Below are 14,036 nucleotides of genomic sequence, written 5' to 3'. Positions count from 1 at the left end.
CCGGAACCCATCGCCCCCCTGTTTTCCCCGTCTGCTACGACGTCGCCGAAAGAGCCCCCCTCTCGAATAGATCGTTCCGTATTTGGAAACAATTTTTCCACGTTCTGGAAACGACCGGATTTAAAGAATGACTTCTCACCACCAAATGGGAAAGACATGGTTCTCTCCAAACATCGCAGCCTTAAAAACAAGGCTATATGACCCTAAAACAAACCACACCCCAGAAGCTGCTTATTGCAGACGCAACCATGGAGTGCGGTCATTCCCCGAAATTATCTCTCGATAGTATCGACGAATGGTGATCCAAGATGTCCCCATTTGGGAGTATCCCCCGGCAAATCCACGGGCACACCATCAGTAGAATCAAAGACTACCTGCTGTTTGTGAGCACCTGATGATTACCCCGCCCGACCCCGGTGACGCACGGCAGGGAACAGCAAGGTCTCGGACATAATCGGCAGAGAAATGCGCAATCCGGCCGCGTTTCGACCTAATTGCTGACACCTCCAACTGATCCGGTATGGAGTGCTTTCAGACCCGGTCAGTTTGCCCTGGTCGGGTTTCGAAACGTCTCTTTGCGTACCCTGTGCGCAAAGTCATCAGGAGCTGAAGTACATGCCATTACCGGTGTATACAATCGACCAGATCGCCGACTACCTCGTGAGCGGGTACTGGGACGACAAGAACGGCGGTGACTGGCGCGCTTTCGACGTCGGGGCGGGCGGCACCATCACAGTCAACCTTACCGGGTTGAATGCAATCGGTCTGACGCTGACACGCGCTGCACTGGAGGCATGGGAGAACGTTATTGACGTTCAATTTCAAGAAGTTGCCGCAGGGGGCAACTCACGATCGGACATGCCGCAAGCGGTGCCAGCGGCGGGCACGGCTTTTCTGGCAACACGATCAGCAACGCCTACGCCAATGTCTCGACATCCTGGTTCAGCTTCGGAGGCACCGCGCTCGGCAGTTATTCGATGCAGACCTTCATGCACGAAATCGGACATGCTCTGGGGCTGGGACATTCCGGCGACTATGACGGCGGAGCCACCTACGGCACCGGCAATTCTGCCGACAACCACTATCTGAACGATAGTTGGCAGATGACGCTCATGTCCTATTTCGATCAGGAAGAGAACACCCATGTCCAAGCAGATAAGGCTGAAACCGCAACCTTGATGGCAGCCGATATCGTGGCGGCTCAACGGCTGTATGGCGCATCACAAAAGCAGGCAGGCGATACAACATATGGCGCCGGGTCCAACGTCGGGGGCTATCTTGAAACGCTCTTTGATGGAGCTTTTGGCCAAGGCACGGCTGCGACAGGGAACGCATTCACCCTGTATGACGCAGGCGGCAAGGATCTGTTGAACCTGAAATATGAGACGGCCGACCAACGGATCGACCTCACCCCCGAGGCGATCTCCGACATCGCGGGGAAAACTGGCAACCTGATTATTGCCCGTGGAACAATCATCGAAGATGTCCGCGGGGGCTTTGGTCAGGATGACATTCAAGGCAACTCAGCACACAACACACTGAAGGGGCTTGATGGGAACGACACGCTTCAGGGCGAAGACGGCAACGACTTCCTCAACGGTGGTTCAGATCAAGATGAACTGCACGGAGGCCGTGGAAACGACACTCTGAAAGGCGGTAGTGGCGACGATAAATTGTTCGGCATGCAGGATGATGACCGGCTATGGGGCAATGATGGAGAGGACAGCCTGTCCGGAGAAGCCGGAAATGACCGGCTATGGGGCGGCGGTAAAGACGATGACTTGTACGGTGGTACAGGCAACGACCGCCTCAAAGGGGAAAACGACAACGACACCCTGTGGGGTAATGAAGGTCAAGACACGCTTTGGGGCGGTAATGGAAATGACACCCTGGTCGGAGGCGAGGGAGACGATCGACTGAGAGGGGGTGCTGGCGCTGATCGCCTGGATGGTAATGGCAGCCTAAGTAGCCCCAACGGGAACGATAAATTGACGGGCGGAGACGGCGCAGATGTCTTTATTTTTTCCGGAGGCCAAGATGTCATCACCGACTTCGAAGACGACATAGACACGCTGGACTTGGATCGGGATCTGTGGGTTGGCACCTTGAGTGTGGATGAAGTGATTGACACATATGCTTCTGCCGATACCAGTGGCACAACATTCGATTTCGGCAGCGGCCTAACCCTGTTCCTGAAGGGGATCACCACCACAAGCTTGCTGCAAAACGACTTGGATTTCACCTAAAGCTTTTGATGAAATCCCGAAACTCCGACCGACGCATAATGCATTAAAATCAAACGATTTTTAGAGAGTTTCGCAATTACCTTACATCGCGAAATTTCACGTTTCACGGGATCGGTCAGGTAATTTATTAGCCAAAAGTAAAAGAGGCAAAACCGCCGATCACGAGGCCACAGGGATCGTTCCCTGCAGCCTCGGGTCAAGGATCTCATCAGATATCAAAATCGAAATCGGATGCCGAATAGGCAAGGCCAATCCCAATTTCAGAAATGTCGATCCCATCCAGTCGGATCGAATTGGCACCATCCGTGATCACGGCTGAGCCATCCACCTCGGTCAGGTGGAAATTGATCAGATCATCGAAATCGGTGATCTCGGTGACGCCGGACAGGTCAATCTTCTCGCTGTCATTGCTCGAGAAATCGGTGATCGTATCCGCACCAAACCCATCCGAGAAGATGAAGGTATCGAACCCGCCTCCACCCGAGATGAGGTCATCACCGCTGCCGCCTAGGATCGTGTCGGTTCCCCTGCCGCCTTCGATGGTGTCATTGCCACCTGCACCATCGATGCTGTCGCGACCGTCGCCACCATCCAGGTTATTGGCATCATTGGTGCCGGTGATGGTGTTGTTCCCCGAGGTCCCGATCAGGTTCTCGAAGTTCTCCATCGTCTCAGTCCGGCTACCGAAGGTGGCGACACCCGTGGACAGGTCGAAGTCCGCAGTCGAAGACGAGAAGGTGTAATCGACCGTATCGTTACCGATACCCCCATCGAGGTCATCCAACCCGCCTCCACCCGAGATGAAGTCATCACCGCTGCCACCCAGGATCGTGTCGGTTCCGTTGCCGCCTTCGATGGTGTCATTACCACCTGCACCGTCGATGCTGTCGCGACCGTCGCCACCATCCAGGTTATTGGCATCATCGGTGCCGGTGATGGTGTTGTTCCCCGAGGTCCCGATCAGGTTCTCGAAGTTCTCCATCGTCTCAACCCGGCTACCGAAGGTGGCGACACCCGTGGACAGGTCGAAGTCCGCTGTCGAAGACGAGGAGGTGTAATCGACCGTATCGTTACCGATACCCCCATCAAGACTATCGAAACCACCTCCACCCGAGATGAAGTCATCACCGCTGCCACCCAGGATCGTGTCGGTTCCGTTGCCGCCTTCGATGGTGTCATTACCACCTGCACCGTCGATGCTGTCGCGACCGTCGCCACCATCCAGGTTATTGGCATCATCGGTGCCGGTGATGGTGTTGTTCCCCGAGGTCCCGATCAGGTTCTCGAAGTTCTCCATCGTCTCAACCCGGCTACCGAAGGTGGCGACACCCGTGGACAGGTCAAGGTCCGCTGTCGAGGACGAGAAGGAGTAATCGACCGTATCGTTACCGATACCCCCATCAAGACTGTCAAACCCACGACCACCTGAGATGAAGTCATCACCGCTGCCGCCCAGGATCGTGTCGGTTCCCCGACCACCATCAATGGTGTCGTCGCCAGCCGCCCCATCCAGCATGTCCCGTCCGTCGGTGCCGATCAGGGTGCTGTTCTGCGCCGCGCCGACGGTCAGAGTCAGCGTACCGGAAGATGCCTTAGAGCCATCAGAGGCTTCGACCGTTGCTATGAACACGCCCTCTGCTTCACCAGCAGCAAATGTCACACTGTCCAGTTCGGCACGGGTCAGAACACTGCCCGAAGCCAAGAGCGCATCATTCAGATAGAGCGCACCGATCGCTGAAGCAGCAAACGTCACGGTAAACGTCAGATCTTCGCCTTCCGGATCGCTTGCAATGAATTCAGGCGTGATCACACCACGATGTGTTCCTGCTTCGATTGGATCAGGTGTCCAATCCTGAACAACAGGCGCTTCATTCACCACGTTCACCGTCACGGTCACCGTGCCGCCATCCGACAGCATCGCACCGGTGTCATCCGTCACCGTGTAGCTGATCGTCGCATCCCCGGTGAAGTTCGCCGCTGGCGTGAAGCTGATCACCGTGCCAGACACCGTCACAGTGCCCTCGGCAACATCAACACTTGCCGTCACGATCACATCATCGCCGTCCACTTCCGTGATCAGGCTGGCAACATCGATCGTCGTGCCGGTGTCTTCGTCCGTCGACGCCGTGTCATCCGCCGCAACCGGCGCATCATCAACCGCGTTCACCGTCACCGTCACCGTGCCGCCATCCGACAGCATCGCACCGGTGTCATCCGTCACCGTGTAGCTGATCGTCGCATCCCCGGTGAAGTTCGCCGCTGGCGTGAAGCTGATCACCGTGCCAGACACCGTCACAGTGCCCTCGGCCACATCAACGCTCGCCGTCACGATCACTGCGTCGCTATCCACTTCCGTGATCAGGCTGGCAACATCGATCGTTGTGCCGGTGTCTTCGTCCGTCGACGCCGTGTCATCCGCCGCAACCGGCGCATCATCAACCGCGTTCACCGTCACCGTCACCGTGCCGCCATCCGACAGCATCGCACCGGTGTCATCCGTCACCGTGTAGCTGATCGAGGCATCCCCGTTGAAGTTCGCCGCTGGCGTGAAGCTGATCACCGTGCCAGACACCGTCACAGTGCCCTCGGCCACATCAACGCTCGCCGTCACGATCACTGCGTCGCTATCCACTTCCGTGATCAGGCTGGCAACATCGATCGTTGTGCCGGTGTCTTCGTCCGTCGACGCCGTGTCATCCGCCGCAACCGGCGCATCATCAACCGCGTTCACCGTCACCGTCACCGTGCCGCCATCCGACAGCATCGCACCGGTGTCATCCGTCACCGTGTAGCTGATCGAGGCATCCCCGTTGAAGTTCGCCGCTGGCGTGAAGCTGATCACCGTGCCAGACACCGTCACAGTGCCCTCGGCCACATCAACGCTCGCCGTCACGATCACTGCGTCGCTATCCACTTCCGTGATCAGGCTGGCAACATCGATCGTTGTGCCGGTGTCTTCGTCCGTCGACGCCGTGTCATCCGCCGCAACCGGCGCATCATCAACCGCGTTCACCGTCACCGTCACCGTGCCGCCATCCGACAGCATCGCACCGGTGTCATCCGTCACCGTGTAGCTGATCGAGGCATCCCCGTTGAAGTTCGCCGCTGGCGTGAAGCTGATCACCGTGCCAGACACCGTCACAGTGCCCTCGGCCACATCAACGCTCGCCGTCACGATCACTGCGTCGCTATCCACTTCCGTGATCAGGCTGGCAACATCGATCGTTGTGCCGGTGTCTTCGTCCGTCGACGCCGTGTCATCCGCCGCAACCGGCGCATCATCAACCGCGTTCACCGTCACCGTCACCGTGCCGCCATCCGACAGCATCGCACCGGTGTCATCCGTCACCGTGTAGCTGATCGAGGCATCCCCGTTGAAGTTCGCCGCTGGCGTGAAGCTGATCACCGTGCCAGACACCGTCACAGTGCCCTCGGCCACATCAACGCTCGCCGTCACGATCACTGCGTCGCTATCCACTTCCGTGATCAGGCTGGCAACATCGATCGTTGTGCCGGTGTCTTCGTCCGTCGACGCCGTGTCATCCGCCGCAACCGGCGCATCATCAACCGCGTTCACCGTCACCGTCACCGTGCCACCATCCGACAGCATCGCACCGGTGTCATCCGTCACCGTGTAGCTGATCGAGGCATCCCCGTTGAAGTTCGCCGCTGGCGTGAAGCTGATCACCGTGCCAGACACCGTCACAGTGCCCTCGGCCACATCAACGCTCGCCGTCACGATCACTGCGTCGCTATCCACTTCCGTGATCAGGCTGGCAACATCGATCGTTGTGCCGGTGTCTTCGTCCGTCGACGCCGTGTCATCCGCCGCAACCGGCGCATCATCAACCGCGTTCACCGTCACCGTCACCGTGCCGCCATCCGACAGCATCGCACCGGTGTCATCCGTCACCGTGTAGCTGATCGTGGCATCACCGTTGAAGTTCGCCGCTGGCGTGAAGCTGATCACCGTGCCAGACACCGTCACAGTGCCCTCGGCCACATCAACGCTCGCCGTCACGATCACTGCGTCGCTATCCACTTCCGTGATCAGGCTGGCAACATCGATCGTTGTGCCGGTGTCTTCGTCCGTCGACGCCGTGTCATCCGCCGCAACCGGCGCATCATCAACCGCGTTCACCGTCACCGTCACCGTGCCGCCATCCGACAGCATCGCACCGGTGTCATCCGTCACCGTGTAGCTGATCGTGGCATCACCGTTGAAGTTCGCCGCTGGCGTGAAGCTGATCACCGTGCCAGACACCGTCACAGTGCCCTCGGCCACATCAACGCTCGCCGTCACGATCACTGCGTCGCTATCCACTTCCGTGATCAGGCTGGCAACATCGATCGTTGTGCCGGTGTCTTCGTCCGTCGACGCCGTGTCATCCGCCGCAACCGGCGCATCATCAACCGCGTTCACCGTCACCGTCACCGTGCCGCCATCCGACAGCATCGCACCGGTGTCATCCGTCACCGTGTAGCTGATCGTGGCATCACCGTTGAAGTTCGCCGCTGGCGTGAAGCTGATCACCGTGCCAGACACCGTCACAGTGCCCTCGGCAACATCAACGCTCGCCGTCACGATCACTGCGTCGCTATCCACTTCCGTGATCAGGCTGGCAACATCGATCGTTGTGCCGGTGTCTTCGTCCGTCGAGCCGGTGCCGTCCGCCGCAACTGGTGCATCGTCAACAGGAAGCAGATCCAGGGTTGCCGTGGACGAAGCCGACAGGATTCCGTCCGACGCCGTATAGCTGAAGGTCACAGCGCTGTTGTCATTCAGATCCGGCGTATAGGTCCAGGTGCCGTCCATGTTGTCGACCAACATGCCACCGCCCGACGTCAAGGTAAGGGCCGTAACCTCCAGAGATGGATTTGCATCCGGATCCGTTACACCAGTCAGGACTTCGGCTTCGGTGATGATCCGGGTTGCGTCCTCATCAGAGGCGGTCAGGGTCACTGTGCCCGCAGTCGGGCCATCGTTGTCCCCGGTTACCTCGATCACCACAGTCGCGGTGGATTGCGAGGAGCCGCCATCCTGAACCGTGTACTGGAAGCTGGCCGTATAAATCTGACCACCATCCAGGCTGTCCGGCGCACTGACAGTATAAGAGCCATCGGTTGCCAGTTGGATCACAACACCGTCCACAGTGGTGATCTGGTAGCCACCAACTGTCGCAATCGCAGTTGCCGTGACCGAGCTGCCGACATTCACGATCGAGCGGGTGTCGTTGACATCCACATCCGTGTCGTTTGCCAGAAGGTTACCGGTGACCGAGCCAGCGGTTTCCTCGGTTGTTGTGATCATGTCACCCACTGCGACGATACCGTCGTTTGTACCGGTGATCGTAACCTCAACGGTTGCCGTCGTTTCAGCCCCGCTGTCATCCGAAACGGTGTAGGTGAAGCTGTCAACCGCGGTCTCTCCAGCAGCCAGTTCATTGAACCGGGCCGTGGTCGAGGTCAGGTTGTAGAACAGCTGACCGTTCTGTTGCAGCGTAACTTCTGCACCCCAATCCGTGGTGATGACACCAGCCGAACCGCCGACACTTGCCGAACCACCAACGGGTTCTTCACCATCTGCCACATCGGCAACAGCAACCACCTGCAAGGGGTCGTTTTCCGGATCGCTATCGGCTGTTCCGAAGTTCAGGACATTCACGGTCGAGGCAAAAGCCCCTTCGGATGCGTTGAACGCGTCGTCTTCGGGGGTCGGGCTGTCGTTCGATGCCGTGATATTCACCGACACGGTTTTCTGTGCTGCAGACGCCCCATCTCCATCGCTCAGGTTCAGATCGATGTCGCGTGCACCAACCGGTGTGTCATCGGTGGTTGCATAGGTCAGCGCATTGATAACTACCTGTACATCCGCCGCCAAAGCACCGGCCGCAAAGGTGATGCTCAGCGTAGGCGTACCTTGCCCCGTCATTGTACCGACGACGGTGCCGTCGACGGTGACATCACCGCCAGAAACGCCCACGAGCCCAGAGGTGTTCAGGGCAAGCTGATCGGTGGCATCGCCGCCGTCAACTGCCGCCGAGAAGACACCGGTCTCATAGTCCAGCCCATCCACATCAAACAGCGTTACGCTGTCTGCAACCAGGGTGGGTACAGGCGCCGCATCATCCACGGCCTCTGTATGAGTGGATGTCCCCTGAGTGGTAATATCGATCTCGGTCGGATCGTTGACCGGGTTGACCGTCACCGTCACCGTGCCACCGTCCGACAGCATCGTCCCGGTGTCATCCGTCACCGTGTAGCTGATCGTGGCTTCGCCGTTGAAGTTCACCGCTGGCGTGAAGCTGATCACCGTGCCAGACACCGTCACAGTGCCCTCGGCCACATCAACGCTCGCCGTCACGATCACATCGTCGCCATCCACTTCCGTGATCAGGCTGGCAACATCGATCGTCGTGCCGGTGTCTTCGTCCGTCGACGCCGTGTCATCCGCCGCAACAGGCGCATCATCAACCGCGTTCACCGTCACCGTCACCGTGCCGCCATCCGACAGCATCTCGCCGGTGTCATCCGTCACCGTGTAGCTGATCGAGGCATCCCCGTTGAAGTTCGCCGCTGGCGTGAAGCTGATCACCGTGCCAGACACCGTCACAGTGCCCTCGGCAACATCAACGCTCGCCGTCACGATCACATCATCGCCGTCCACTTCCGTGATCAGGCTGGCAACATCGATCGTTGTGCCGGTGTCTTCGTCCGTCGACGCCGTGTCATCCGCGGCAACTGGTGCATCGTCGACAGGTGCAATCGTGATCGTCACCATATCCACGACAGGCGCGCCGCCTCCGCTGCCGGTATTGCCATTGTCCGTTGTGCTCATGGTCAACGTCACATCGCCATTGGCGTTGGCGACCGGCGTATAGACCGGCTGTGTCGCAACATTGGCAAGGTAGGCGTTGATGTCAGCCAAGGTGCCATCCAGCGTGACAGAATTCGTCCCTGTGCCGGACGCGGTCACACCGCCAGCGCTGGTTGCCGCGATGGTGCCGTTACCGGACCCAACCGAAAGGGTCACGGTGATCGCACCTGTCGCCACATCCACATCCGAGACGGACAGGCCCGCCAAGGCAACGTCGGTGTCTTCATCGGTGCCAAAGCTGACAGGCAGAGTGTTGACCGGATCGTCGTTGACCGGGGCAACCGTCACATTGACTGTAACCGTATCGGTCAGATCGCCATCGGACACTTCGACCGTGAAGCTGTCGGAACCGTTGAAGTCCCCGGCCGGGGTATAGGTGTAGTCTGCACCGTCGAAGGTGACAGTCCCATTTGTAGGCTCACCACCCGTCGCGAGGGCATAGCTGAGCATGTCGCCCATGTCCTCATCATTGGCCACGATGGTGCCGGTGATTGCAGTGTCTTCATCGCCGCTTGCCGCCAGATCCGATGAGTCTTCGTCAATGACGGGGGCATCGTTCACATCGGTCACGGTCAGCGTGAAGGCAACCGAGGTGTCAACCGGGCCACCAACAGTGGCGTCATCGACCTGAACAGTAACGTCATAGACGCCATCCATGTTGGCATCCGCTTCGTTTTCAAAGTCGGGTGAAGCGCCCACAAAGTGCAGTTCCAATCCGCCTTCGGTGGATACAACCATGAAGTCAGCCGCATCTGCACCGGCCAGGGTGACATCCTCTTCGCCCAGGGCGTCGTCGGTGATGGCAATGTCCGCCACCTTGATGCCACCGTCGATCGCCGTGTTTTCGGCAATTGTGGTCTGCTGATTTTGCAGCGTCACATCGGTAGGTGCTTCGTTCACGTCCGTGACCGTCACGGTCAGCGCCTGCATGGTGGTGCTTGCGCCGTCAAACACTGCAACGGTGACGTCATAGACGCCGTCCGTGCCGGTGTCGGTGGGCACTTCAAAGTCCGGCGCGGATTTGAATTGCAGCGTGTTTCCTGACAATTCAAACAGACCCGCGTCGTCACCGCCAGCAATCGAGAAGGTCAGCGTGGCATCGTCCGTGTCGACATCGGTAGCCGCCAGTTCCACCACCTGGGTGCTGTTCTCGGCCACGGTCTGGGCCGCCGAGATGGTGAAGGTCGGAGCCGTATCATCCGCATCAAGAATATTGATGGTAAAGTCGGCAGTCGCCGTCGACCCGTCCGTGCTTTCGGCCTGAACGGTGATCATGTGGCTTGTATCGGTTTCAAAATCCGGACGCGGCGCACCCGGCGCCTGCGACAGGCGCACTTCGCCTGTGGTCGGATCAACCTCGAAGATACCGCCAGCGCTGTTGGTCAGCGTATAGGTCACACCGTTGTTGGTGGCATCACCATCTGCCGCAAGCGCGACAACGCCAACCGCCGTACCCGGTGCCGCGTTCTCCGAAACCTCGTTGGCTGCGGCGTTGTCATCGGTCGGCGCCGTGACATCGAATTCATCCAGATCATTGATCGTGATCGTGAAGGTCGATGTTACGCTTGACGCGCCATTTGTCGGCGTCGCCTGCACCTCGATGGTGTAATCCGCTGCCGCTTCGCGGTTGATATCCGCCCCGCTCGCAACAGTCACCACACCCGTCTCGCTGTCGATGTCAAACAGCGCAGCGCCGGTGCCGCCGGTGATGGCGTAGCTGATATTACCCGATGTCACATCCGCATCCGTAGAGGCCGCCGTGATGCCTACAGCCGTGTCAGCCGCAGCGTTTTCATCGACATTGCCGCCCTCGGCGCCATCCGTGTCAGCCGGTGCCGTTGTCGGATTGTCATCCACATCCGAGACGTTGATGGTGATTTGCTGGGTATCGGTCCCGGTGTTCCCATCGGAAACGGTCACGGTCAGGACATGTTGCAGATCATTTTCGGCATCCAGGGACTGACCCGTGGCCAGAGTGATTTCACCTGTCATGCCATTGATGTCGAACAACCCGGCATCGTTGCCTGCGGTGATCGCATAGCTCAGCGTGTCGCTGTCATCGACATCGGTGCCCGACGCCGTGGCCAGAACGGTCACATCATCTGTATCCTCGGCAATCGTCACTGCAACGGCCGCATCCGCCACCGGGCTGTCATTGGTGCCGGTGATTGTGATGGTCACGGTTTGGGTGTCACTTGCGTTGCTGGTGCTCGAACCGTCATCAGCAGTCAGGAGATATTCGATTTCCAGCGTCTCTCCGACAGCCAGGAAATCAAACGAGGCATCGCCAGATGCACCCGAGGTGAAGGACCAGGTGAAATCCGAACCGGCCCCATCGGCTCCGACCGTAGCCGATGACCCGAACCCGGTTGCCGCGGCAGTGCCCGCAGCCACCTGCATCATCGCATGAAGGGCGGCTGAATCCAGTGGTGACGTTCCACCAAAGGTTCCGCCGGTGATGGTCGCCGTTGTGACCGAAATCGTAACATCGTCACTTGTATCTTCATCCGCGACAGACAAGGTGCCCGAGGTCGAGATGGTCGCATCCACTGCGCCATCTGCAGCTTCGGTAATGGCACCGGTATCGGCCACTGCCCCGCCTCCGAGCGCACCGGAGATCACCGGCGCATCATTGGTGCCAACAATGCTGATCGACAACCTCTGAACAACCGATCCGCCATCCCCGTCGCTGATCGTGATGTCATAAATCTGTGGGCTCGAACTCAGGGCTTCTCCCTCTGCAAGCGCATTCAGGATTGCATCGTCGATCTGGAAGCTCCAGCTGACCGAACCGCTGTCGACACCGCCGCTGGAGGGGCTGAAGAAGATGGTGCCTTGGTATCCGGCCCCTTGCGGGTTGAACCCGAAGGTCGGCACATTGGTGCTGTCAACGTCTTCGAAATCGATTGTACCGGATACGGTAACCAGATCACCTTCGTCTGCTTCGGCCTGTTCTTTTGCCTGCGCTTCGACAACACCTTCTACGGCCGCACGGAGTCGTGCCGATGACCACCGGATTGTCATTGGCCCCGGTGATGTCGATCGTCAGGGCTGTTTCGTCGAATGCGCCCTGCGGATCCTCGGCGCGCAGGGTCGTTGTCACCTGCGGTGTTTCCCCTGCCCGCAGGCTGTTGATCCCCGCATCATCTGGTTCGAAGCTGTAGCTGCCGTCAGTGTTGACGGTTAGCGTGCCCAGCTCAATCAGCCCTGCCCCTGCCGTGGTGCCCACGGTTCCGGCATCGCGATCAAAATAGAAAGTCTGCGATGTTTCACCGTCCGTGACGGTTTCACCCGAGATCGAATACTCCATTCCGGCAACATGCCCGGCATCCCGGTCCGTTGCGCTGAGCGTTCCGTTGATGGCAGCAAAGTCATCGCTTGCGTCCGTGTCGGTAATGCCGGTTGGCGCAACCGCTGCCAGTTCCGGCGTGTCATTTGCCGGGGTAATGTCGATGGTCAGCGTGGCCGTATCGTTGTCACCCTGATCGTCCGTCACCACAACGGTGAAGGTCTCGCCCGGTGCTGCACCGGCAGGCAGCGCCTGCAGCGCCGCCGGGTCGACAACATAGGTATAGCTGCCATCGTCCTGCAGGGTCAGCGTGCCGTATTGACCCGCCAGCGAGGTCTCGCCGTCAGTGACGGTTTGCCCCTGGATGCTGTAGCCCAGAACCGCATTGGAATCCGCATCGGTCCCCACCAGCGTGCCGGTCACATCAGCAAAGCTGTCATCGGCTGCCGTATCCGTAACGACAGGAGTGGTTGTCACGTCCGACAGAACCGGAGCATCATTCGTGCCCGTGATCGTGATGACCACGTCCTGCGTGTTCGTCGCGCCATTGTCGTCCAGTGCCGTGACCGTGTAGGTCAGCACCAGCGTCGCATCCGCTGGCAGGTGGTCGAACGCCTCGGAACCGCTGTCGAAGGTCCAGGTCACGGACCCCGAGGTCTCGGTGCCAGACAGGCCGCCCGACACGCTCAGCATGCTCGAGATGTCCACGCCGTTCGCGTCGCCCGACGTCACAGCTGTGTTGGTCACGCTCACGCTCACAACATCGCTGGTGTCCACATCCGACAGGCTCAGCGTGTCGCTGGTGACCAGACCCGAATTGGTCTCGTCCAGGTCCCCGCTGGCCGCGTCATCCTCGCCCGACGCATCCAGAACCGGATCGTCATTGGCGCCATGGATCGTCACCGTGATGGTTTCCGTCGCCGTGCCATCAACCGAAGTCACGTCAATCGTGTCGGTCAGCGTGTCACCAACGCCAAGCGCCTGAACATCGCTGTCCATGTTGTCCAGCGTATAGGTCCACGCACCCGAGGCATCCATCTCGAACGTGCCATGACCGTTGTCGCCCGCCGTGTTCGCAGCAACAGGCGTAAAGACGGATTCCCCCGTGTCCGCGTCCGTCACATCCAGATCGCCAGACACCGTGTTCATCACCGCGTCTTCGGTCACAGAACCCGAAACAGTCCCCGAAATCGATGCCGTATCATTCGTGCCCGTGATCGTGATGACCACGTCCTGCGTGTTCGTCGCGCCATTGTCGTCCAGTGCCGTGACCGTGTAGGTCAGCACCAGCGTCGCATCCGCTGGCAGGTGGTCGAACGCCTCGGAACCGCTGTCGAAGGTCCAGGTCACGGACCCCGAGGTCTCGGTGCCAGACAGGCCGCCCGACACGCTCAGCATGCTCGAGATGTCCACGCCGTTCGCGTCGCCCGACGTCACAGCTGTGTTGGTCACGCTCACGCTCACAACATCGCTGGTGTCCACATCCGACAGGCTCAGCGTGTCGCTGGTGACCAGACCCGAATTGGTCTCGTCCAGGTCCCCGCTGGCCGCGTCATCCTCGCCCGACGCATCCAGAACCGGATCGTCATTGGCGCCATGGATCGTCACCGTGATGGTTTCCGTC

3 protein-coding genes are annotated in these 14,036 nt (G+C 59.3%); 1 reads left to right on the top strand and 2 read right to left on the bottom strand.

From position 1 onward, the window contains the following. Positions 1-818 precede the first annotated feature (818 nt). Complete coding sequence (locus ACZ1HE_RS23300) at positions 819-2,246, top strand: M10 family metallopeptidase C-terminal domain-containing protein (protein ID WP_472625193.1); 1,428 nt, start codon at positions 819-821, stop codon at positions 2,244-2,246. A gap of 208 nt (positions 2,247-2,454) precedes the next feature. On the opposite strand, the gene ACZ1HE_RS23295 is transcribed toward ACZ1HE_RS23300, so the two are convergent. Together ACZ1HE_RS23295 and ACZ1HE_RS23290 are read right to left on the bottom strand one after the other, a co-directional pair. Further along, positions 2,455-12,147 carry a tandem-95 repeat protein gene (locus tag ACZ1HE_RS23295; protein WP_472625083.1) on the bottom strand — a complete coding sequence of 3,231 codons (9,693 nt, stop codon included), beginning with the start codon at positions 12,145-12,147 and terminating at the stop codon, positions 2,455-2,457. Then, the coding region (locus tag ACZ1HE_RS23290) for a VCBS domain-containing protein (RefSeq protein WP_472625081.1) at positions 12,053-14,036 on the bottom strand (1,984 nt) is incomplete at its 5' end. The genes ACZ1HE_RS23290 and ACZ1HE_RS23295, both read right to left, overlap by 95 nt.

The sequence above is a fragment of the Falsiruegeria sp. JB4-1 genome (assembly GCF_055693495.1).
This window is presented reverse-complemented; position numbering and strand designations above follow the sequence as displayed.